General features: G+C 40.4%; 18 protein-coding genes. 10 read left to right on the plus strand and 8 right to left on the minus strand.

The genetic code is table 11. The features are described from left to right. The 4 genes from HMPREF9444_RS01130 to HMPREF9444_RS01145 form a co-directional block, all read left to right on the plus strand. Positions 1 to 1,736, plus strand: a 1,736-nt coding sequence (locus tag HMPREF9444_RS01130) for an FAD-dependent oxidoreductase (RefSeq protein WP_009142470.1), incomplete at its 5' end; no start/stop codon positions are given. Between the two features lie 109 nt (positions 1,737 to 1,845). Further along, positions 1,846 to 3,117, plus strand: a complete 1,272-nt coding sequence (locus tag HMPREF9444_RS01135; RefSeq protein ID WP_009142471.1) for an alpha/beta hydrolase — start codon at positions 1,846 to 1,848, stop codon at positions 3,115 to 3,117. Between the two features lie 3 nt (positions 3,118 to 3,120). Beyond that, positions 3,121 to 4,227: a glutamate 5-kinase gene (gene proB / locus HMPREF9444_RS01140; RefSeq protein ID WP_009142472.1), complete on the plus strand. Its 1,107-nt coding sequence runs from the start codon at positions 3,121 to 3,123 to the stop codon at positions 4,225 to 4,227. 3 nt (positions 4,228 to 4,230) lie between these two features. Then, positions 4,231 to 5,490: a glutamate-5-semialdehyde dehydrogenase gene (locus tag HMPREF9444_RS01145; RefSeq protein ID WP_040909042.1), complete on the plus strand. Its 1,260-nt coding sequence runs from the start codon at positions 4,231 to 4,233 to the stop codon at positions 5,488 to 5,490. Between the two features lies 1 nt (position 5,491). Here HMPREF9444_RS01145 and modF read toward each other — a convergent pair whose 3' ends face one another. Then, positions 5,492 to 6,958 (minus strand): molybdate ABC transporter ATP-binding protein ModF, encoded by a 1,467-nt coding sequence (modF, locus tag HMPREF9444_RS01150; RefSeq protein WP_009142474.1) that lies wholly within the window; start codon positions 6,956 to 6,958, stop codon positions 5,492 to 5,494. Between the two features lie 498 nt (positions 6,959 to 7,456). Here modF and HMPREF9444_RS01155 point away from each other — a divergent pair, with 498 nt between their 5' ends. Next, positions 7,457 to 8,356, plus strand: a complete 900-nt coding sequence (locus tag HMPREF9444_RS01155) for a universal stress protein (protein WP_009142475.1) — start codon at positions 7,457 to 7,459, stop codon at positions 8,354 to 8,356. 60 nt (positions 8,357 to 8,416) lie between these two features. On the opposite strand, the gene ychF is transcribed toward HMPREF9444_RS01155, so the two are convergent. The 6 genes from ychF to dksA all read right to left on the minus strand — a co-directional run bounded on the left by ychF (position 8,417) and on the right by dksA (position 13,639). Beyond that, positions 8,417 to 9,514: a redox-regulated ATPase YchF gene (gene ychF, locus HMPREF9444_RS01160; protein ID WP_009142476.1), complete on the minus strand. Its 1,098-nt coding sequence runs from the start codon at positions 9,512 to 9,514 to the stop codon at positions 8,417 to 8,419. 9 nt (positions 9,515 to 9,523) lie between these two features. Further along, positions 9,524 to 10,117: an aminoacyl-tRNA hydrolase gene (pth, locus tag HMPREF9444_RS01165; RefSeq protein WP_009142477.1), complete on the minus strand. Its 594-nt coding sequence runs from the start codon at positions 10,115 to 10,117 to the stop codon at positions 9,524 to 9,526. After that, positions 10,107 to 10,604, minus strand: a complete 498-nt coding sequence (gene folK, locus HMPREF9444_RS01170; RefSeq protein ID WP_009142478.1) for a 2-amino-4-hydroxy-6-hydroxymethyldihydropteridine diphosphokinase — start codon at positions 10,602 to 10,604, stop codon at positions 10,107 to 10,109. The genes pth and folK overlap by 11 nt, the downstream gene beginning before the upstream one ends. 4 nt (positions 10,605 to 10,608) lie before the next feature. Further along, entirely contained in the window at positions 10,609 to 12,084 is a 1,476-nt protein-coding gene (gene pcnB, locus HMPREF9444_RS01175) for a polynucleotide adenylyltransferase PcnB (RefSeq protein WP_083801094.1), read from the minus strand. A gap of 219 nt (positions 12,085 to 12,303) precedes the next feature. Further along, the gene (gluQRS, locus tag HMPREF9444_RS01180; protein ID WP_009142481.1) at positions 12,304 to 13,173 is read right to left on the minus strand and encodes a tRNA glutamyl-Q(34) synthetase GluQRS; all 870 of its coding nucleotides are present in this window, start codon (positions 13,171 to 13,173) and stop codon (positions 12,304 to 12,306) included. Positions 13,174 to 13,207: 34 nt separating this feature from the next. After that, positions 13,208 to 13,639, minus strand: coding sequence for an RNA polymerase-binding protein DksA (gene dksA / locus HMPREF9444_RS01185; protein ID WP_040909046.1), 432 nt, complete (start codon positions 13,637 to 13,639; stop codon positions 13,208 to 13,210). Between the two features lie 346 nt (positions 13,640 to 13,985). Here dksA and mrcB point away from each other — a divergent pair, with 346 nt between their 5' ends. Further along, positions 13,986 to 16,412, plus strand: coding sequence for a penicillin-binding protein 1B (mrcB, locus tag HMPREF9444_RS01190; protein ID WP_187363637.1), 2,427 nt, complete (start codon positions 13,986 to 13,988; stop codon positions 16,410 to 16,412). A 39-nt stretch (positions 16,413 to 16,451) separates the two neighbouring features. Here mrcB and HMPREF9444_RS01195 read toward each other — a convergent pair whose 3' ends face one another. After that, positions 16,452 to 18,944, minus strand: a complete 2,493-nt coding sequence (locus HMPREF9444_RS01195) for a hypothetical protein (RefSeq protein ID WP_009142484.1) — start codon at positions 18,942 to 18,944, stop codon at positions 16,452 to 16,454. 150 nt (positions 18,945 to 19,094) lie between these two features. Here HMPREF9444_RS01195 and HMPREF9444_RS01200 point away from each other — a divergent pair, with 150 nt between their 5' ends. The 4 genes from HMPREF9444_RS01200 to HMPREF9444_RS01215 all read left to right on the plus strand — a co-directional run bounded on the left by HMPREF9444_RS01200 (position 19,095) and on the right by HMPREF9444_RS01215 (position 22,772). After that, positions 19,095 to 19,904 carry an MlaA family lipoprotein gene (locus HMPREF9444_RS01200; protein ID WP_009142485.1) on the plus strand — a complete coding sequence of 270 codons (810 nt, stop codon included), beginning with the start codon at positions 19,095 to 19,097 and terminating at the stop codon, positions 19,902 to 19,904. A gap of 3 nt (positions 19,905 to 19,907) precedes the next feature. Next, positions 19,908 to 21,038: a bifunctional chorismate mutase/prephenate dehydrogenase gene (gene tyrA / locus HMPREF9444_RS01205; protein WP_009142486.1), complete on the plus strand. Its 1,131-nt coding sequence runs from the start codon at positions 19,908 to 19,910 to the stop codon at positions 21,036 to 21,038. Next, positions 21,035 to 22,378, plus strand: coding sequence for a hypothetical protein (locus HMPREF9444_RS01210; protein ID WP_009142487.1), 1,344 nt, complete (start codon positions 21,035 to 21,037; stop codon positions 22,376 to 22,378). The genes tyrA and HMPREF9444_RS01210 overlap by 4 nt, the downstream gene beginning before the upstream one ends. A 127-nt stretch (positions 22,379 to 22,505) precedes the next feature. After that, entirely contained in the window at positions 22,506 to 22,772 is a 267-nt protein-coding gene (locus HMPREF9444_RS01215) for a hypothetical protein (protein WP_009142488.1), read from the plus strand. The last annotated feature ends 44 nt before the right edge of the window (positions 22,773 to 22,816 follow it).

Genomic DNA, 22,816 nt, shown 5'->3' on the forward strand with positions numbered 1-22,816 from the left:
CCTTAACCGGTCTACTCTACGGGGTAGAGTTCAAAGCAGGCGGGGCCTTTTTCAGTTGTAAGATTGTCTTTAATATCAGACAAAGTAAGGATTCAAAGATGTCCAATAATGAATTATATGATGCCGTCATCGTGGGCGGAGGACCTGCCGGATTAACCGCTGCCTTGTATCTTGCCAGAGCTCGTTATCGTGTTTTGGTGGTTGAAAAAGATCGCTTCGGCGGACAAATTACCATCACTCATGAGGTGGTTAACTACCCAGGTGTCGAGAAAACCAGCGGAGAGGCTTTAACTGAGACTATGCGTCGTCAGGCGCAGAATTTCGGCGCGGAATTTCTTTTAGCTGAGGTTACCGATTTAAAACTTGACGGTGACATAAAGAGTGTTGTGACAAGCCGCGGCACATTAAGGGCTTTTTCCGTAATGATAGCAACCGGAGCCAATCCGCGCCGTGTTGGCTTTAATGGTGAGGATGAATTCCGCGGTCGCGGCGTGGCTTATTGCGCTACTTGTGACGGTGAGTTCTTTACCGGAAAAGAATTGTTGGTAATTGGCGGAGGCTTTGCTTCTGCTGAAGAATCAATGTTCCTTACCCGTTATGCGTCAAAAGTGACGATTTTAGTCCGTAAAGATGCATTTTCCTGTGCAAGAAGCATTGCCGATGAAGTGATGTCCCATCCTAAGATCATCGTGCTTTTTAATCATGAGCTCGTAGGTGTGGAAGGCAATGATATGGGGATCGTCAGCGCTACATTGCTTAATAATAAGACCAATGCAACAGATGAGTATCGTGCTGCGGGAGATGATACTTTCGGCGTCTTTGTTTTTGCCGGATACGTGCCGAATACTTCATTGGTTAAAGACAAAGTGGCATTAAACGATCAGGGGTACATTATTACCGATGAAAATAAGGAGACGAATGTAAAAGGCGTATTTGCCGGCGGAGATGTCTGCATTAAACCGCTGCGTCAGGTAGTGACAGCCGTAGCCGACGGTGCGCTTGCGGCCTGCGCAATGGAAAAACGTGCGGCAATGATGCATGATAAAACCGGTCTTGTCCCTGAAGTGCCTAATGCAACCCGTAAAGCACCTGAAGAAAGCCGTGCCTCTTTAGCTCCCGAGCCTGAAAATGAAGGTAAATTTGTCAGCGCCGAGATGATTCCTCAATTAAATGCAGTATTTGAGAGAATGGAAAATAAGCTTATATTAGAGGTCGGAACCGATGCTTCTGAAAAATCAGCCGAGCTTGTCGGTGCGATGCAGGAACTTGCCGCTCTTACCGACAAACTTGAGGTTAAGACGGTATCAGGAGGAGCAGATACTCCGGTCGTTCGTCTGCTGAAAGCCGACGGTACTTACAGCGGTCTTGCTTTCCACGGTGTTCCCGGCGGTCATGAATTTACTTCATTTATTTTGGGTTTATACAATGCAGCAGGTCCCGGTCAGCAGATTGATGATGCTGACAAAGCAAGAGCTATTGCTATAGATAAGGCGTTTTCACTTAAGATCTTAATTTCCTTATCCTGCACCATGTGCCCTGATTTAGTAGTTGCCGCTCAGCGTCTTGCTGCACTTAACGATAAAGTTACGGCTGAAGTTTATGACGTCAATTTGTTCCCTGATCTTAGAAGCAAATATAAAGTCATGTCAGTACCGTGCCTTGTGGTAAATGACAGTGATGTAAGTTTCGGACGTAAGAATTTAAGTGAGCTGTTAGAACACTTGTCAAAGATCTAAAAAAAAGTTCTGTTTTTGCGTACAATGAAAAGGTCTGCACTTTACTTTAATCTGCAGGCCTTTACTTTTTTAGGTTTTTTAAGATTAATCTTAATTCCGGAGCTACTGCATGGAAGAAAAAAGCGATCTTAATTTAAGTCAAATCTTATTTAAGCCGCAGCCTAATTATATTGAAACGTCTCTTATCTCAAATTCAGGGGCAGCAATTCCGGATATCGTTTTAAAACCATATTCAGGATCCGGCTTTCATGCAAATTGGTATCGTCCGCTTAACCGTTATATGTGGTCGTGGATGGGTGGAAATCCTCTTGATATTGAAGAAGCTCTGTCAAATATAGCCTGCTCTGAGGAAAAAAGAAGCAGGGAAAATATGTTTGATACCGTATCTTTATACGGTCCTGGCAATTGGATTTACGAGTTTGCAAGCATTGCGCAAAAAAGAATTTTAATGGCTAAAAAGGCTATTGAAGATAATAAATTTGAGCTTGCAAGCCATCAATATCGTATGGCGTCACGTTATTTTGCCATTGCCGCTTATCCGAATTTAAAAGGAGACGTTCTTGCAGCAGAATCTTCTATGTACGGGCGAAAAGCTTATCGTGAAATTTTCGTTAACTCAAAAAAGTGCGGGTATTATTCTGAAGAGGAGTTTACGGTAAGAGGCAAGAAAGTTATCGGTTATCTGCACAGTCCCGATAATAAGGATTTGCATCCCTGCGTAGTGATGCTCGGCGCTTATGATCAGACTGCAACCGACTTTTTCCGTATCTTTAATGATGAATTAAGGCCATTGGGTATCGCTGCTTTCGTGGTAGATATGCCGGGTCTTGGCAACAGTGCAAATCTTATTCTTGATGAAAATTATTCGGAAATCGCCGAAAATGCTATTTTGCATTTAAAAGAGAAAGTTAAGTTTATTGATTCAACAAAAATCGGGCTGTTCGGTTTGCACTTAAGTGCCGCAGCTGCAGTGAGACTTGCAGTTTTACGTACTGATTTGGTTAATGGTCTTGTGGTGCTTGATCCGACCGTACATAATATTTTTACTAATGTAAATTATTTGTCGGGTGCTCCTTTATGTTTGCGTTCATCCATAGCAAACCGCTTAAATGCCGATGCATCAAATTGGGATACTTTGATGCCGCAGCTGCAGATTTTATCTTTAAAACAGCAAGGATTGCTGTCATCTTCAGGAAAGTGCCCGGTTAATTGCTGTGTGGCGGTTTCCAGCAGCGATAAGCCTTTAGTTGAAGATGCCCACGCTGTGGCTGATGCATTTAAAAACAACGAATTTGTTGATTTTAAAGAATTTTCATCCGATTTGTCTTTTTCCAGAGCCTCAGCACTTGTCGGTAAGTTTTTTAAAGAGCAGTTTACATAAGTTATGAGTAAAACCATAGTTATTAAGTTAGGCAGCAGTACTTTAACTTTAGGTTCAAAGCATTTAAATCATGCTCATATGCTTGAAGTTGTAAGGGTAATAGCCGGACTTAAAAAAGCAGGATATAAGGTAGTTTTAGTATCATCAGGAGCCGTCGCTGCAGGTCGTGAGCTGCTTGGCGATCCGCAGCTTCCTGCAGTGTTAAGCTCAAAACAGCTTTTAGCCTCTGTAGGTCAAGGACGGCTGATTGAAATTTGGGAAAGCCTTTTTGCTATTTATGATATTCATATCGGACAGATCCTTTTAACCGGAGCCGATCTTGATGATAGAGAACGCTTTTTAAACGCACGCGATACTTTAAAGGCTTTGCTGGACTTTAATATCGTTCCCGTGATTAATGAAAATGACGCAGTGTGCATTCAGGAAATAAAAGTAGGTGACAATGATAACCTTGCGGCAATTTCAGGAATTCTTGCCGAAGCCTCGCAGGTTATTTTATTTACCGATCAAAAAGGGCTTTACACTAAAGATCCGCGTAAGTTTAAAGATGCCAAACTGATTCGAGAGGTTCATGAAATTACTGATGAACTCTATGAGCTTGCAGGAGGTGCCGGAACTTCTTTAGGTACGGGAGGTATGGCGACCAAGATTAAGGCTGCATCAACGGCGCTAAAAGCCGGTATGGAACTTATTATCGCATCAGGGGCAAAACCTGAAATCGTTTTTGATTTGGTAAAGGGTGAAGGTGAGGCTACTTTTTTTAAGCCGACTCATTCTCCTCTTATGGTAAAAAAATTATGGCTTTCTACAATGGCCAAAAGCTCTGGACAGATTTTTATCGATGACGGGGCAAAAGAGGCAATTATTAAAAACGGAGCCAGTTTGCTGCCTTCCGGCATAATAAAAGTTGCAGGTGAATTTTATCGCGGCTCTATTGTTACTTTGTGCGATTTGTCGGGTAAAAAATTAGCAAAGGGTATAAGTCGTTACTCATTTGATGAAGTTGATCGCATTAAAAGAAAAAAATCTCAAGATATTGATGCTATTTTAGGATTTGATCATGGAGCGGTAGTGGTTCACCGCGATGATTTGGTTGTTTTAGGATCATAAGTGATGGATATAGTAGAAATGGCTAAAGGAGCCTATGAGGCTTCTTTTGAAATCGCAGATTTAATTACACGGAATAAAAATGATCTTTTATTAAAGCTTGCTGATGAGCTTTTGGCTTTTAAAGAAGAAATTTTTGCGGCAAATAATGAAGATGTACTTGCAGCAAAGGAAAACAATCTCCCTAAGGCTCTGGTTGATCGGCTTAAATTTAATGACTCGCGCTTTTTAGAAATGGTGGACGGCGTGAAAAAAGTTGCGGCTTTACCCGATCCGGTCGGAGAAATCTATGAGGGGCGCACTGTTGAGAGCACTCTTACGCTTTATAAAAAGCGCGTGCCTTTAGGTGTAGTCGGTGTTATTTATGAGGCAAGGCCTAACGTAACCGTTGATATTGCGTCTTTATGCTTAAAATCAGGAAATGCCTGCGTATTGCGCGGAGGAAAGGAAGCGCTTAAAACCAATTTAGTTTTAGTCAGGATTTTGCATAAAGTATTAAAAGAGTATCAGATAGATCCGCGCGCAGTTACCTTCATTGATTCGCCCGATCGAGAGCTTATCAAGACAATGCTTTCTCTTGACAGTTATATTGACGTTATTATTCCGCGCGGCGGCGAAGCTTTACATAGAATGTGCGTCAGATTTGCGACTATGCCCGTGATTGTAGGCGGCTTCGGCGTAAGCCACATCTTTGTTGATAAGACTGCCAACTTGATTAAAGCGGTTAATATCATTATAAATTCCAAAGTACAAAAGCCGTCGGCATGTAATGCGCTTGACACTTTGCTTTTACATGAGGATATAGCGGTTCCGCTTATTGATATGCTTTTACCTGAACTTGAAAAGTATCAGATAGAAATTTATGCCCACGGCGATATTTTTACTTTATGTAAAGCAAAAGAGTATCCGTATTTGCATCGCGGAGATCCTACTTTATTTGATACGGAGTGGTTAAGCCTTGCATTAAATATTGCGGCTGTTGAAGATGTAAAAGATGCTGTGGCACATTTACGCAGACATAAAGCGCATCACTCCGATTCGATTTTGACTGATTCTTGCAAGAATGCGGAAATTTTCTGCAACGGTGCCGGATCTGCCTGCGTTTATGTTAATGCCTCCACCCGTTTTACTGACGGAGGTCAGTTCGGTATGGGGGCAGAGGTGGCCATCTCAACGCAGAAACTGCATGTGAGAGGGCCGATGGGGCTTAAAGATTTGACGACGTATAAATATATCTGTAAAGGCGATTATTTGTGCCGCAAGTAGATCAGTCTTTAACTTTTTCCTGAACTATTTCATAGTTGTTGTCACCGACGGGCACGAAGGTAAGCTTGTTGGTGATGCCTTCAGGTGCGTCTTCTGCATGATGGGATACGAACAAAATGCTGGTGTCACCGTGGTGCATGAAATAGGAAATAAATGAACGCACCATGGCGCGAGCATAGCTGTCAAGTCCTTGCAGCGGTTCGTCGAGAATCAAAAGCGGCGGATTTTTGACGAGGGCTCTTACTATGAGCAAAATACGCTGCTGCCCGAAAGACAGCTGTTTAAAGCTCATCTGCTCTTTATGCTCAAGTCCTATAAGTTTAAGCCATGCTTTGGCGCAGTTGATTTCTTCATCACCCGGGCGGTTATACAGTCCGATTGAATCGTAAAAGCCTGATAAAACCACATTTATAAGCGGAGCACTGACGCGATAGTCAAGATGCAATGCGCCGCTTACAACACCGAAGTATTTTTTTATATCCCAAATTGATTCACCGCTGCCGCGCTTAAAGCCGAAGACGGTAACATCATTGGTATAGACTAAAGGATTATCTCCTGTTATAAGTGACAACAATGTCGATTTCCCGGCACCGTTAGGTCCTGAAATCTGCCAGTGCTCATGCGGCATTACGGTGAAATTCAGATCTTTGAAAATCGGACGATTATAGGTGATGTTGACGTTTTTAAGTTCGACTAAAGGTCCGGGATTTAAAGGAAGAAGTCTGAATTTTGCCGGAGCTTTAGGTAAAGTTATGTCAGGAAGATTGCCGCAAAAGAGCAGTGCTTTGGCGTCTTCATCTTTTTCGATAATTTCTTTTTTATCGATTTTAATAATTTTAAGATCTTGAATGATTCCCATCATTGAAAGATTGGCGGGGATTTCATCAGGACGATTGACTATAAGGACTATAGGAATTTCATAGTTTTCGTGAATGTAGGAGATGATTTCTAAAAGATTTTGACGGGACTTAACATCCAAAGCATCAAACTGGGCATCCAGGATTAGAAGATCGGGCGAGGTACACAGACACTGGGCAATAAGGATTTTGCGTCCTTCACCTCCAGATAAAAGACGAACCGGACGATCGAGTAGATTGGCAAGATTAAAAGCTTTTATTACTTCCCACAATATTTTAGGATCGGAATCTTTTAACAGATCGCGCGGAGTATAACCGCGTTCTTCCTGTTCGCTCGCCGCGTCGGTATTGCGCAGATTATAATCATCTTCAAATAATTTTTGCTGTTTCTCAAAAGATACCAATGCCGCATTGAAATGTTGCGGAGCAGTCCCTTCCAATAACGGCAGTTCTCCGGCAAGCGCACGCGCAACTGAAGTTTTGCCGCAGCCGTTGCTGCCGATTAATACAATTAAATCATGAGAGTTAAGTCTTAAAGCAGGAATGGAAACGGACAGTTTTTCACTTAATTTAAATACTGCGTTTTGCCAGGATAATGAAATGTTTTGCATAGTGTTAAAAATATTGATAATGAAACTTTTTTAATTTTAAAACACATAATTAAAAAAGTGCATTTTGCACTTAATTGGACCGTTGTCTCTAATGCAGATAAGTAGGTTGGTTAAAGCAATAGATGGTTAATGCTCATTAAAAAAGTCTGATAAAAATATGCTTTTTTTAAGGAGGCAGCGGTAGATTAGGCTGGTACCTCATAGTTAAAAATATTGGTGTCATTCAATTAATTTTGCAGATAAAAAGGCAGAATAATTCTATTATGAGAATAACTTATCTAAAAAGGAGGATGTCAATTAGCTGTTTTACATATTGTTTATTTTTAGTTTAATGAAATTTTTAACTGTTATTTTTAGAAAAAATTATTCTTTTGCGTGACACAGTCGACGAATTGAGCAAAAAGCTATGCTTTACTTCAAATATTTATCAATATTTATCTTATGACCTAAAATTTTATACTAAATTATAAATAAATATTATGACATAAGGAGTTTGTTATGGACGGGGAAAAAATGCGTGTCCTGGTATTGTTAAAACCCGGAGAAGTGCAGCCGGCCATGGAACGGGCGGCAGAATTTGCCCGTTTTATGCCGGAGCTTGAGGTTGTTGCCTGCCGCGTTATTCACGAATTTGACGATTTGACCAAGCCGACGCTTGAACAGCAGATGTCTCGTGAAATGTTAAAGATTTCGCAGCGTTATCCGAGCATTAATCATTTTATTCCGAAGATTATTTTTAATAAGAATGTTCCGGAAGCTTTCGTTATGGAAGCTAAAGAGGGAAATTATCTTTTTGCAATAATTTCGGCTAATAAACGCAACACGATTAAAGATTTGTTCATCAGTACGATTGACTGCAGCATTATGCGTCTTATAAGCATACCTTTGCTTGTCGTTAAAGATGCGCATGCTCCGCAGCGTCTGGGCAAAGCTATTTTGCTGTGCATCGATTTTGAAGCCGAAGATCATGAGGTTCTTGCCGATGATAAGTTGTTTGAGGCTGCAACGATGTTTGCCAATAACTTTAACGGTGAAATTCATGTAGCGAATGTGGTTTCTCCTTTGCATCTTGGCATTAGAACCAGAAATACTTCTATGTCTCCGATGTTCAGACAGGCCGGTCCTGCTGATGATAGAGCCGATTATCACGGAGATCTGCTCAAGGAGTTTGCCGATAAACACGGAATTCCTGCAGAGCGTACTCATGTCCTTATCGGACGCGTTGATGAAGAAATTCCGCATTTGAGCCACGATATTGAGGCCCGCATGGTGTGCATGGGCATGTCGCCTAACAACGGTTTATTAGGTGCTATGAACAGCGGAGCAAGTGAGTTGGTGCTTGAACAAATTAAAGGTGATTTGTTTATCGTCAACGGTATCAAGATGATGGAAGATTAAGCATCTTTTTCCTATACGAAAAAGGCGGGGAAACCCGCCTTTTCCATCACTTGATTTAACTTATTTGACATTAAATAAAAATTCAAATAAATCGCCGTCCTGAACGATATAGTCTTTGCCTTCGGAACGCAATTTTCCTGCTTCCTTGGCTCCGTTCTCCCCGCCGTATTTAATGAAATCGTCATAGGCTATGGTTTGAGCACGAATAAATCCGCGTTCAAAGTCAGAGTGGATCTTGCCTGCAGCCTGCGGCGCAGTGGCACCGACTTTGACGGTCCAAGCTCTAACTTCTTTAGGACCTGCTGTAAAGAATGTCTGCAAACCTAACAGCTTATAACCTGCGCGGATTACACGGTTAAGTCCCGGCTCGGAGATACCGAGGCTGTCCATAAACTCTTTACGATCTTCAGGCTCCATAGAAGCTAAATCTGCTTCAATTGCAGCTGAAACCGGTACGACTATGGAGTTTTCTTTTGCAGCATAATCTTCTAGCTTTGTTAAATAAGGATTATCGGTAAAACCGTCTTCCGAGACGTTGGCTATGTACATAACCGGCTTTAAGGTCAGGAAGTTGAAGCCGCGCAGTGCATGAAGATCTTCTTTGGTAAAAGAGATTTGACGCAGCATCTTGCCTTCTTCAAGTGCCGGTTTACATTTTTCAAGCGCAACTACCTGGGCTAACGCTTCTTTATCACCGCCGGTACGGGCACGTTTTTCAAGGCGCTGCAGAGCTTTATCGCAGACGTCAAGATCTGCAAGAGCAAGCTCGGTATTGATGATTTCGACATCAGAAATAGGATCGACTTTACCGTTGACGTGAATTACGTTCGGATCGTCAAAGCAGCGTACGACGTGAGCAATAGCATCGGTCTCACGAATATTCATTAAAAATTGGTTGCCAAGACCTTCACCTTTGGAGGCTCCTTTGACAAGACCTGCGATATCCACGAATTCCATTGCGGTAGGGACGATTTTCTGCGGGTTCACGATAGCGGCGATTTTATCAAGACGCTCATCGGGAACCGGGACGATGCCGGTATTGGGCTCAATGGTGCAGAACGGGAAATTTTCAGCTGCGATGCCGGCTTTAGTCAGAGCGTTAAAAAGAGTTGATTTGCCGACGTTAGGCAAACCGACGATTCCACAATTAAATCCCATGTCTTTCTCCTAAAGAGGTTTAAATCCGTTGATAAAGGAGGTGGCTTTATTCACCCCGTCTTTAAATAAAGTTCCGATCCCTAAAAGGGCGGCATCTAAAGCCGCATCAATTTTATCGCGATCTTGCGGTGCCGGACGGTTTAATACCCAATTTATTACGTCAGAACGTTCAGGATGTCCGATGCCGATGCGCAGGCGATAATAATTTTGGGCCCCTGACAGACAAGCTGTTATGCTTTTAAGTCCGTTATGTCCTGCAAGCCCGCCGCCGAATTTAAATCTGATGGTGCCGGGCGGCAGATCCAAATCGTCATGCAGTACCAGGATTTCTTCAGGTGCGATGCGGAAAAAATTACATAAAGCGCCAACGCTGCGTCCGCTCTCATTCATGAAGGTAGTAGGGAAGACAAGTCGTACTTCCTTACCTTCGATACTGCCTCGTCCTACTAATCCTGAAAATTTGCTTTCAGGATTTAGGTTAATGCGGTATTTATCTGCAATATTAAATAACAAATCGCAGCCCATATTATGCCGCGTATGTTCATATTTAGGGCCGATATTGCCAAGACCTACAATAAGCTTTAGATTTACGTTATTGGGCATAGCTTAATTTAGTAATTCCTTTGATGTCGTTTTCCGACAACTTTTTTAAATAGTGTTGTACTGAATATTTACCGCCAAGCAAAAGATCAGGAGCGATTTCATTTGCCGGAATAAGCACGAAAGCTCTTTGATAAGCTCGCGGGTGCGGAAGCGTAATAAAAGGATCGTCACTTCTTTCCCCGTTAAAATCTATAAGATCAAGATCTAATGTTCTAGGTCCCCATCTTATGATCCGCTCCCGTTTAAACTCTTTTTCTATATTTAAGAGAGTTTGCATCAAATCATGCGCATTAAGAGTGACACTTAATAAAGCGCAGGCATTGATAAAGTCATCCTGCAATACTCCTCCTACAGGAGGGGTCCTATAAAACGACGATATCTTATCTACCTTAATTCCCGGTGTCTGTTCAAGTAAAGCAAGAGCGTTTTTTAAAGTAGCTTTGCTGTCACCTAAATTTGAACCTAAAGAAATTAATGCTCTGTTCATAAATTTAAGGATCTAAATGCATAGCGGCACGCCATGCTCTGGCCTTTGCCAGACGTTCGGCGCGAGACGTTGCTTTTTCACGTTTATAGCCTTCGTTTTTTTCTGCAGGCTTGTTTTTCTTTTGCTTGCCTTTGGCGTTTGCTGAAGTTTGATCTTCTTTTTTGTTGAATAAGGCGCGTCTTTGCTCCGCTCTTTGACTGCTTCTGTCGTAATAGGGTTGCCAGAAACGGATATAGGGGCTTAAATACGGCTCGAATTTGGCTCTGAGTTTAAAAATGTCAAAAGAGGCTCGCAGGATATTAGATTCAGCCATAGCCGCTACGGCATTTTGGTCATGGATATTCAAAAGTTCATTCTGACTTTTAAGCAATTTCCTGATATCCGCCGAGACCTGCCACGGTAAAGCGGTGACCGCATTTTGTTCCATAAGCATTTCTTGACATATTTCGTCAGCGATTACGTCATCTGCAACTTGATGAATTCTTGATTCATTTAATTCATAGTGCTTTATCATCAGCGCTCTGAATTTGCCGAGGAACATAATCGTATATAAGAAATGCGGCATATTGCGTTTTTGCTGGGCAAAACGCTGGTCGGAACTTGCCAAGGCGTATTCGACGAATGCTTGGTAATCTTTGTTTTCGATAAAACCGTCAAGACCCGGGAAAAGCAGGTTAAAAAGTCCGAAATCCCTGAGTTTGTGGAAGCTTTGCAGACCGTGGCCGGTTAAAAACAGCTTATTGACCTCATCAAACATACGGGCATTTGACACGTTAAGCAGTAGTGCCGAGTGGGTTTTAATCGGATCTGCAGTACGCTTTGAAATCTTAAAGCCGAGTTTGGCGCTAAAGCGTACGGCACGTATCATGCGCACCGGATCTTCCTGATATCGGGTATGCGGATCGCCGATAATATCGATAATTCCGTTATTTAAATCGTAAAGTCCGCCGTGAAAATCAATTAGGGTAAAGTTTGAAATGTCATAGTAAATGGCATTAATCGTAAAATCACGGCGCGTCGCATCTTCTTCAAGCGTTTTGCCGTAGCTGTTGTCACGAATAAGCATGCCGTCATCGTTTTGGATTTGATTGCGGCCGAGATTACCGTTAACGGCACTTCTAAATGTGGTTACTTCAATGATTTCCTGTCCGAAAACCACGTGAACTATTTTAAAACGACGTCCGATGATGCGTGAATTGCGGAACAGTCGATGAACCTGCTCCGGGGTGGCGTTGGTTGAGATATCAAAATCTTTAGGGACTTTTCCAAGCAGCATATCACGTATGCATCCGCCGACCAGATATGCCTGATAACCGCCTTGACGGAGGCGATATAAAGTATTTAATGCATTTTTTGAAATGTTTTGCCGTGAAATATTATGCTGGCTGCGTTCAATTACTAATTTGGCAAAACCGTGTTTTTTTACGAGGCCTTTATTTTTCTTAAGAATATCGCTAAGGCCGTTTAACAGAGCGGAAATTTTAAAATACCTCTTTTATGAGTTATTGATAATATGCGTTTCATGGAAGATTTATATATAAAGGAAACGCTGTCATTATTTTTATATAGTGCACACAAAAGCACGATTCCATCATTTTCAAAGTGCACATTATACCTTATGAAGTCTAAAAACTCATAAAAAAAGCCAAGACACGGGTAAATACTTCATTTTAGAAAACAATAAAAAAAGTAAGAAATTTCAGAAAAGATTGTCAGGTGCGACGCTTGATGCTGCAGGGATTTTATCTAATCTGAAGTTTTCAACTGCAAAACTTAATATTGAGTTTACATCCATGCTTTTATTTAATTGATTTGTGTTTTGTCCTAAAAACTGTAAAACCGCAATAAGAATTTCCTGAACTGTCAGTACATCAAAAATAGCCTTGGCATGGTTTTGCTTTGACAGTTTGCTGCCGTTTTGTTCAAGAGCAAGCGGTAAATGCAGAAAAGAAGGAACTTTATAATGCAGGGCATTAAATAAGCTTATTTGTATCGGAGTTACGTCAATTAAGTCACTGCCGCGGACAATTTCCGTTACATGGCAAAGCGCGTCATCAATAACGCAGGCAAGGTTATAGGCGATAATCCCGTCACTTCTTTTTAAGGTGATGAATTTGTCGGGAAGATTTACTTTGATATCTCCTTTAAGTTCATCATGAAATGAAGGTTCATAACCGTTTAGAGGTTTAAAGCGTACGCTTGCGTGAGGAAATTTGCTTTTTGCTTCAAGGTAGCAAGAACACGGTCTTTGTGAAAGCTCTGCGCGTGTGCAGGTACAGAAAAAAGCCTGTTTTTCATCTAAAAGCGTATTTAAGGCTTTTTCATAAATCTTTTTTCTTTGACTTTGAATCAAGATTTCCCCGTCGCTTTTAAGACCCAGAGCATCAAGTTCTTGAAGGATAATTTCAGCAGTTCCTATAGGACAGCGCGGGGTATCCAAATCTTCAATACGGATAAGCCATTTTCCGTCCTGACTTTTGGCGCGCAAATAAGAACCGACGGCAGCGACTACTGAGCCAAAATGCAGACGACCAGACGGAGAAGGGGCAAAACGTCCTATATAAGTCATAAAAAAGAAAACCTGCCTAAGGCAGGTTCTTTAATTAACCTTCAAGCTGCTTTTCTTTAATCTCAGCCAAGGCTTTGCAGTCGACGCATAAATCTGCGGTAGGACGGGCTTCGAGACGCTTAATGCCGATTTCTTCACCGCATTGTTCGCAATACCCGAATTCGTCATTATTTAATTTAACCAAGGTCTTTTCGATCTTTTTGATGAGTTTGCGCTCACGGTCGCGGGCACGCAGCTCTAAGGAAAATTCTTCTTCCTGAGATGCACGATCTACAGGATCAGGGAAGTTGGCGGCTTCGTTTTTCATATGGCCAACGGTACGATCAACTTCTGAACGCAATTGATCACGCCATGCGGTGAGAATTTTACGGAAGTGCTCTTTTTGTGCATCATTCATGTATTCCTCACCGGGTTTTACCTGATAAGGCTGAACTCCGGCAATAGCAAGAGGACCCATTGATTCCATTTCATTTGCAACAACGGTTTTCTTTGCTGCTTTCTTTGCTTTTTTAATAGTATCAGCAGTATTTGTGTCAGTTGCGGTAGCCATAGTAAGTACCTATATGATCGATTAATTTTAGCTTTTTATTTCTATGTTTTTAAAAATAGCTTTTCAGATTGCAATCCTAAAGGCTTATTTTTAAGTTTTGATTATCGCTGATAATTTGCAATGATACAAGAATCTATTTTAATTATGTGATTTATCGTGAAATTTCACATATAGAATCGATAAAATTTTTTGTAAATTCAAACTGTGATCCTTTGCTATAATTTCATTTTCAAGTAATGTGGACATATGTGCAGGATTGAGTGTGAACGAGTCTCAAGAACAAAAAAAAGAGGCTTCTAAAAAGCCTTTAATTAAAAAAGTATCAAAAAAATTTACGATATTCAGTCTTAAAGCCGGTGTAGCGCTTTTAGGCGTACTTGTTATCTTATTTATTTATTTTGATTCCGTTGTTTTATCCAAATTTGAGGTTGATGATAAATGGGTGCTGCCTGCAGTGGTTTATTCGCGGCCGCTGGAGCTTTATCCCGATCAGCGTCTTTCCTTAAAACAGATGGTATATGAACTTAATCTGCTTAAGTATCGTGAGGTGGCAAATCCTAAAGATCCTGGTGAGTATGCCGTTAATTATAAGAACTCGCGAATTGTAGTGATAAAACGTCCTTTTGCTTTTCCTGATGCGTATGAAGACAGAACGGCGCTGCTTATTTCTTTTGCTGATAAGCGTGTCAATCAAATCATAAATGCTGACACAAAGCAGGAATTAAGCTATGTGCGTATGGATCCGGTATTAATTGACAGAATCAACCGTATCGATCCTAAAGAAGATCGTATTTTCATTACCTTAGAAGAAGTACCTGATGAGCTGGTGACAACCTTATTGGAAATTGAGGATCGGTCTTTTTATTCTCATTTGGGCATAAATCCTATTTCTATTGCGCGTGCCTTTGTTAAGAATCTTATGGCAGGACACGCAGTTGAGGGCGGAAGTACCATTACTCAGCAGCTTGTTAAAAATTATTTTTTAACTAATGAGCGCAGCTACAGCCGTAAAATTAAAGAAGTCATTATGGCGCTTATTATGGATCATCGCTATACCAAAGATCAGATCCTAGAAGCGTATATGAACGAGATTTATTTAGGACAAAACGGTAATGCTGGAATTTACGGTTTCGGTCTTGCGTCATATTTTTATTTCGGAGTACCGGTTTCGGAGCTTTCGCAAGATCAGATGGCCCTTTTGGTCGGTTTGATTAAAGGTCCGTCTTATTACGATCCGTGGCGCCATCCTGACAAAGCATTGGAGCGCCGCAATACTGTGCTTGCCGTCTTAAGAAATCGCGGAAAACTCACCGATGCGCAGTTTACTCAATATTCTTCCCGACCTTTAAATGTTATTGCCAGAGGATCGATGAATTACACCAAGACCCCTGCGTTTATGGGAGTTTTGAAGCATGAGATTTCCTCGCAGTTCGGGCCAGAGTTTTTGTCGGGTAACGGAATTAAGATTTTTACAAGTCTTGATCCTCAGGCGCAAGCTGCAGCTGAAAAAGCCGTGGCAAGCGAGCTTGATGCGATAGAAAAGCGCAGCGGTAAAAAAGGCCTTGAGGCGGCAATGGTTGTAAGCTCATGGCGTACAGCCGAAATTTCAGCCGTGGTCGGAAGCCGTACACCCAAATATGACGGTTTTAACCGCGTGATTGAAGGTCGTCGCCAAATCGGATCGCAGGTTAAACCGCTTGTCTATTTGACTGCGTTTAATAACGGAGTTCATATGGGCAATCTGGTAAAAGATCAGCCCCTTACCGTAAAGCTTGCCGACGGTAAGTTATGGCAGCCGCGTAATGATGATCGTAAGTATCGCGGTACTATTCGCGTGGTTGAAGCCATGGCGCGTTCTTTGAATATTCCGACGGTGCGTATCGGCATGAGAGTAGGCATTAATAATGTTCGCGATACTATGCAAAAAGTCGGAATCAAACAGGATATTCCGCTGTATCCGTCAATTTTATTAGGAACTACCGAATTAACCCCGTATGAGCTCAATTCCATGTATGCCTCAATGGCAACGGACGGTGTGTACCAGAATCTCACAACTTTAAGAACCGTAGTCAAAGACGGTGAAATCGTTTATGAAAGAAGCAGCGGCCGTGGTAAGCGAACCTTGGATCCGCGTGACACCTATTTAACATTGTATGGAATGACTGAAGCTACACGTATCGGTACCGGACGAAGACTTGGCAGTGAGTTTCCCGATGCGGTTTTGGCAACCAAGACCGGAACGACTAATGATAATCGTGATACCTGGTCAACCGGTTTTGATGCGGAAGAACTTGTAACTACCTGGGTCGGATTTGATGATAACCGCTCGACAGGACTATACGGTGCATCTGGAGCTCAGCGTGTTTATGCTGCTTATTTAAGAGAACGCGGAATTAATTCTTTGGAGCTAAAACGTCCTGAAGGCATTAAATTTGTAAACTTTGCAAAAGATGGCACTATAGTGGAAGACGGCTGTAATGCTCCGGGGCTTGTCGTATATCCGGTTCGTGCCGACAAAATTTCGCAGGTTAAAAAATGTTCGGATCTGTATGCTCCAGTAAATACAGATGGTTTTGAGGTTAAACCTTATGTACCGGCTCCTGCTCCGGCGGAGCCTAAGCCTGCAGCTCCTAAAAGTCAAAATGGCAGTGTTTTTGACGCTTTTGAGAGTTTTTTACTAAATAATTAGTGTTTTCTCTGTGATGTGGCCTTATTTACGGCCTCATGTTTAATTGTTGCAAAGCTTTAAGATTAGGTGGCGCATAGCTAAGATCGGACGGAGTTTAAGATCAAGATCGTCTTCTTCATTTAATGCCGAGCCTAATTTATCGCATTGACATAAATTCAGATCTTTTAATAGTTTTAAAAGACATTCGATAAGCTCATATTGATTTAGTTGAAGCTGATGTCTTAATACCGGATCGGCTGCTGTTTCGTCACGCAGGCAGACAAGTCCGTCTTTAAAGAAAGGCTGTTTTGTTAAAAATACTTTTAAGTTACTGCCAAGGCGGATATGAATCTGCGGATCGTTGTAACCTAAATATTCAAAGGCAGGCTTTAATTTCTCTTTTAGATCCTGCGCTTTTTTAAGCAGCGGCAGATTTGAACAAATCAAATTAAGACGGAAAATTCTTTTATCATCGCTGCATTTAATTAAAATTCCCTGATTATTTCCGCAGTTAATAAAACTCTTAATCCTTATCGTATGTCCCATAACGTTTTCATCTACATCAATAAGAAGAGTACTTTCTTCTTTAGCGCAGGGATTTTCGGTAATCAGAGCGCGAAGGTTGCCTTCGTTGTCAAGACTGTAACTTTGCAGACGGTAAATTACTGATAAAAGAGAAGTAAGGATAAGTGCCGCGGATTTTTGTTGTTCAATCGTCAACGAGTCGTAGTTTTGGTCTGAGAAAACGGCATCATAGCGTTCCTTTATTTGCCGGTGTCCGACAAAAAGATAGGCTATATCGTAGCCTTGGCGATCGGCTTCAAGAATAAGCAGCACGAATAATAAAGAAGTAAATTTATCGCTGACGTTAAGCGGTGAAGAAAAAGGTGCTTTGATAAAAGTTATAAATTCATCTTCATACTGAGGGTTTTGTTGCAGTTCATAAAAACTTTTAGAAAAATCATCAATAAGTTTTTCAAGCGATTTAGGCAGATTATGATTTATGATTTGCTCGGTTAAAAAGTGTTTAAACTTATTTAAATCCTGCTCTTTTAGTATTTTTTCTCTTAAAGCCTGCGGTAAGGTATCTGCATCAATAAAAGCAGATGAAGCAGGTTTTTTTTCTATGCTGTAAGGTAAAAGAACCGTATCTTCACGGCGTCCGAACAGAAAGTTAAAAAGACGCTTTAACCAAGAAATTTTGTGTTTATTTTGTTCTTTTGGCTTTATTGCTTGTGCTTTTGCAATTCGGACTTCCTGTCCCGTTTTTGCGTCATGATAGAAAGTAACCGGTCTAAAATCATCTTCACTTGATTCCTGAAAGTCTGAATTTTGCTTTACATCAGTATATTCATTATCAAAAGAAGCAATAAATCTTTCAGTTCGGCTATTTAAATCAGTCTTATCTTCCGTTGCTTGAATTTGTGCCGCACACTCAGTTACAGCGTTTTGATCTGCTTTTTCTTCCTCTTTTTTTGGTTCTTTTTTTAAGTTGTTGTCATCAGATATGATGGCTTTTTTTAAAGTTTTTTCTGCCGATTCTGCAGGTTCTTTGCTAACTCTTGCTTTATTTCTTTCTTCAAAAAGCTCAAGAGGACTTGTAAGCCGTGTATTATTTGCCGTTGCTCCTTTTTTTATTTTGGGAGGAAAATTTTGCGGAAGCTTGGCAGGATTAGGTAATTTTCCCTCTTTTGCAAGTTTTATTCTTTCATTACGGAACTCTTCTTGAAGTTTTGCCGCGCGTCTTGCTAAATCTTTTAGTGATAATTCTCCGTCGGAATTGCTTTCTTCATTTTTTGAGGTTTCATTACTATCTAAAAGAAGCTCTTTGTCTTCCTTAAGTTTTTTTTCTTGGATAGCTGATACGGTTTGATTTTCGGCTTTTTTAATTTCGAGAGTTTTTATGTCATTCGTTTCTTTTGGTACTAAATTTGCCGCTTTAGCTTTTTCTGCCGCTTCTGAAAGCAAGTTGCGGATTTTTGACATGATGATTTCATCATTGCCCGCATTGTTTTCTTGTTCTTTGTAAGTGGGAGAGTTTTGATTGTTTTCGCTTATTCTAGAGTCAGGAAGCGGAATTTTATTTTTTTTAACAGGCTCTTTTATAATCTTAAGTAAAAAAATAAGCAGGTCTTTAAGATCTTTTTTAGGTAAATCGGTATTAATTTTTAAATTTAATGTAATTTTGTTTTTAAGCGCCGGATTTATGTTTTGAGCAATACCGGCAAAAGCAGTTAAAAGACACTGACGGTACAGATAAAAATCATTATTGTTTAATTTTTCTTTAAGCGCTAGAAGGCGTTCTTCAATTACTTTGTCGGCTTGTTTTTCAAAACACTCTGGGCCGAGACAATCTTCAATTATAGTTAAAATCTCATCACTGCTTCCGATAAGTGCTCTATAGAGAACTGAAAAATCGGAAACGGCTGCGATATTGTCAAAAAAATCGGCGCTCAGCACTAAAGCGTAGCGCTTTACTGCAGAATGTAAAGATATTGCGATGTCGTCGGAATTTTGCTTTACATCAGAAAAATTAACGCTTAAATCTGCCATTATCTAAGAGCTTTTTACCTAATATTATTCATTAGGCTCTATAATACTAATTTAAAATTGTTTTTTGCCAAAAACGCGGTATTTTTCTTAAAAATTACCGTAAATGTAAGAATTGATTCGTTGTAACGATTAAAGAGCAAGTTTTTGTTTATGTTGAAAAAAATATGCGCAATTGCCTGTATGCTGATTCTTGGAGTAAGTGTTGCGCACGCTTCAAGATCGACTTATAACCCTATGGTGCCGAGACAATTGAAGATTGAATCTGCGCAAAAGGATTATTCTTACGGTTATTCAATCTTGTCAGGCAATGCCATCGATACTTTGGAGGTCCCCAATCGCGTGGTGGGCTGGACTTTAAATTATGAAATCTTTGACAGATATTTATTGCGCCCGGTCGCTCACGGATATGCCGCATTGCCGCAGCCTGTGCAGCTTGGAGTGGGAAATTTCTTCTCTAATATCTCCGAATTAAATAATACCGTAAACAATCTTTTTATTGGTGAATTGAAAAATTCCGGCATCAGTCTTACCCGCTTTATAGTAAACAGTACAATGGGTTTTTTAGGCTTTATTGATGTCGCAAGTCAGATGGGTCTTGATAATAAACCGATGGAAATGGATACCGTACTGGGTAAGGCCGGTATGGATTCCGGACCTTTTTTAATGGTTCCCATTTACGGCCCCACCACTGCAAGAGCAGCTCATGGCGATACTGCAGATAATTGGCCTTATTTCTTCTTCCCTTGGTATGTCGGGATCGGCGCTTGGGCGATTGAAGGCATCCATGATAGAGCGCAGCTTATTGACCAGGAAGGTGTTGTTGATAATGCTATTGATCCTTATGTGCAGACCCGTGATTTTTATCTGATGCATAACCAAGGTAAAGTAGATCCGAATGCCTCTATGCAAAATGAAGAGCCGTCAGTTGACGAATCGTTCCTTGATGAAATTGACGGTTAATTTATGGAAATTACTCATAAACTTGGTGCTTTACGCGAGCAAATTGATGATGTAGATAAAAATCTTATTGAGCTTATTGCTTTAAGATTAAAGTTAGTCAAGGAAGCGGCGGAGGTAAAAAAAGATCTGGGTTCGGGAACTTTCAATCCCGAACGAGAGCGCTTTTTGCTTAAATCAAGACATGACCTTGCAGCAAAGTATGATTTGCCTGACGGACTTATTGAAGATATCTTAAAAAGACTTTTGCGAGAGTCTTACCGTCAAGGCGGAATCGGGGTGTTCCCTTGTGCTCAAAAAGAGGCAAAGCCCGTGCTTATCGTCGGCGGCAACGGCGGGATGGGCAAACTTTTAGGATCTTTTTTTAAAAACTCAGGTTATGAAGTAAGAATTTTAGATAAAAACGATTGGGCTGACGCAGAATCTTTATTTTCAGGGGTGGGAACGGTAATTGTCAGTGTACCCATTGATGTAACAGCTAAGACTATTGAAATAATCAGCCGTTATCTTACTGTAGACACAGTCCTTGCAGATGTTACGTCGGTAAAGACGGGCCCGGTTAATGCTATGCTTAAAGCTCATAGCGGTCCGGTTATAGGTTTGCATCCGATGTTTGGTCCGGATACGTACAGCTTTGTTAAGCAAGTCGTGGTTTGCGTTGAGGGCAGAATGCCTGACAAGTGTGAATTTTTGGTAAACCAGCTGAAGATTTGGGGAGCCAATATTTGTACCTGTAAAGCTCAAGATCATGACAGGGCCATGAGTATTATTCAGGCTTTGCGTCATTTTACGACATATCGTTACGGTGTGTTTTTGGCAAAGATCAATCCTGATTTACAAAATATTTTAAATTTAAGCTCTCCTATTTATCGTTTGGAAATTGAAATGGTCGGCAGACTGTTTGCCCAAGATCCTCATCTTTATGCCGACATTATCATGTCGTCAAAAGATAATGCCGATTTAATTAAAGAATATGTTTCAAGCTTAAAGTCCGAGCTTGATATAGTGTTAAGTCAAAATAAAGAAGAATTTATAAAACGTTTTTATTTTGCCCGCAGTTACTTCGGGGAATCGGCGCAAAGTTTTTTAAAAGAAAGTGCAAAACTGCTTGCAAAAATGCAGGATGACCGTTCATGATTAATAAAAAGAAAGTATTACTTGCCTCTTTAGGCACGTTAGGAGGTCTTGCGGCAGTTGCGGTTGCAGGATTTATGGTCGCAGGTCCTATGGTCTATGATGCAAAACTCTCCAGTGTTCTTAATCTTATAGAAAAAAGAGTTTCGGGGCTTAATCTTTCTTATGAAGAAACTTCTTCAGGATTATTTTCGCGTGAAGGTATTGTTCATTGGTCTTTTCCTTTAAATAGAAGTAATGATTTTAATCTTAATGACTTGTCGGGAAGCACCTCGATAAAGGTTGTGTTTGCTCCTTTTGCAATTAACGGTGAATTTCATAGTGAAAAGGGCGGAACGCTTGATGCTTTGCTTCAACAAAATTTAATTGCAGGTTTTGCTTATCAAGGTGCGTTTAAAGTTAAGGCATTGCTGCCTGAAGTTAATTTAGCCGTAAAAACGGACAACACGGTCTTAGGCCTTGAAGATGGCAAATGCGCTTTAGGTCAGATAGCGCTTTTTATTTCGGCTTCTTCGCCGGATAAAGCAGATCTTGAATTTAATGCAGCAGGATTTAATTGTAAAAGCGATGTGAAGTATGCAGGTCAAAGCGCTTATTCTGTAAAGCTTGAAGGACTTAATATTAAGGGGCATCCTACTTATATAAATAAAAACATAAATATAAACGGTATTTCTTTAGGCCTTGCCGATTTTTATGCGGATTTTTCCACTCTTTATGCCATCGGCTTTTCTCCTGATGATGCCGTTCGGGATCCGTCTTTACGTGAGTATTTTTCCGTACACGGGATAGGAGCAGATTTTGAAATTAAAGATCCTGACAAAGACGGATTTAGTGAAGTTATAAGTGACGGCAGCGGTAATTTAGCTTTTGCTTTCCCTTTTGTTGAATACGGTGAGCGACAGGAACTTACTGAATTTAATGATTTTAAATACAATTTTTCATTGGGCAAAATTAATTTAAAAGAGCTTATAAAAGTTTTTAAGGTTTCTGAAAAAGAGTTTTTGGCTCAGTTGATTAAAGCCGTCGGCAATAACGTCCAATTTAAACTTAACAATTTGTCATCCTCTTATAAAAAAGACGGTTTTGTCATAAGCGGTACGGCGGACGCATTAATAGATAAAGAAAAATTCAAAGTTAAAGATATTCGTGCTGACTTTGACGTAAAAAGCGGCAAAGATTTTACAGATTATCTGGTGCATAAAGAACGCAGCGATTTGATTTCGTCATCTCTTGCCGAAGGCAAAATTACGTTTGAAGATCCTTACTACGTTACTAAATTTAAATTGCAAAACGGTGATGTGACATTAAACGGAGTACCGTTTAAAGCGGAGATTGATGATTGAGAACAAACTTAAATCTTTTATAAATAGATAAAAAAACTTTATTTAAAAAGTTCAGCGGCTAAACCCCATCCTTTAGTAGCAAAAGGAAATCTGTATTTAAAGAAAGTAAAAACGGCAATGGCTGTTATTGGAAAATAATCGCTATTACAAACTATCTGAAATTAAAGCCCGTCATTTTTGGGAAAGAGGAAAACTTTGCGGAATTCCTGAAAAAGAAATAAGTAAGATTTTTCATGAAATTGTTGTAAAAAGTGATGAACTTTCAGTTTTTATAAAAAATAACTTAAATGATGATTTCCCTAAAGATATATCTGAACCTATATTGCAAAATATAATGAAAAAAACACAAGAGCTAAAAACATTTGTTGTAGCCGGCGTAAATAATAACGATTAGAGCAGGATCCCACATTGAGCAGTAATTTCTATTAATATTTTTTT

The organism is Succinatimonas hippei YIT 12066, assembly GCF_000188195.1.
Taxonomy (GTDB): Bacteria; Pseudomonadota; Gammaproteobacteria; order Enterobacterales; family Succinivibrionaceae; genus Succinatimonas; species Succinatimonas hippei.

Excerpts from the sequence above, each read along its gene's own strand:
- dksA (WP_040909046.1), bottom strand. The coding sequence starts at position 13,639 with ATGGAATCAATGGGTCCTCTTGCTATTGCCGGAGTTCAGCCTTATCAG.
- tyrA (WP_009142486.1), top strand. The coding sequence starts at position 19,908 with ATGGAAATTACTCATAAACTTGGTGCTTTACGCGAGCAAATTGATGAT.
- ychF (WP_009142476.1), bottom strand. The coding sequence starts at position 9,514 with ATGGGATTTAATTGTGGAATCGTCGGTTTGCCTAACGTCGGCAAATCA.
- gluQRS (WP_009142481.1), bottom strand. The coding sequence starts at position 13,173 with ATGACTTATATAGGACGTTTTGCCCCTTCTCCGTCTGGTCGTCTGCAT.
- HMPREF9444_RS01195 (WP_009142484.1), bottom strand. The coding sequence starts at position 18,944 with ATGGCAGATTTAAGCGTTAATTTTTCTGATGTAAAGCAAAATTCCGAC.
- HMPREF9444_RS01155 (WP_009142475.1), top strand. The coding sequence starts at position 7,457 with ATGGACGGGGAAAAAATGCGTGTCCTGGTATTGTTAAAACCCGGAGAA.
- HMPREF9444_RS01145 (WP_040909042.1), top strand. The coding sequence starts at position 4,231 with ATGGATATAGTAGAAATGGCTAAAGGAGCCTATGAGGCTTCTTTTGAA.
- folK (WP_009142478.1), bottom strand. The coding sequence starts at position 10,604 with ATGAACAGAGCATTAATTTCTTTAGGTTCAAATTTAGGTGACAGCAAA.
- proB (WP_009142472.1), top strand. The coding sequence starts at position 3,121 with ATGAGTAAAACCATAGTTATTAAGTTAGGCAGCAGTACTTTAACTTTA.
- pth (WP_009142477.1), bottom strand. The coding sequence starts at position 10,117 with ATGCCCAATAACGTAAATCTAAAGCTTATTGTAGGTCTTGGCAATATC.
- HMPREF9444_RS01210 (WP_009142487.1), top strand. The coding sequence starts at position 21,035 with ATGATTAATAAAAAGAAAGTATTACTTGCCTCTTTAGGCACGTTAGGA.
- HMPREF9444_RS01135 (WP_009142471.1), top strand. The coding sequence starts at position 1,846 with ATGGAAGAAAAAAGCGATCTTAATTTAAGTCAAATCTTATTTAAGCCG.
- HMPREF9444_RS01200 (WP_009142485.1), top strand. The coding sequence starts at position 19,095 with ATGTTGAAAAAAATATGCGCAATTGCCTGTATGCTGATTCTTGGAGTA.
- modF (WP_009142474.1), bottom strand. The coding sequence starts at position 6,958 with ATGCAAAACATTTCATTATCCTGGCAAAACGCAGTATTTAAATTAAGT.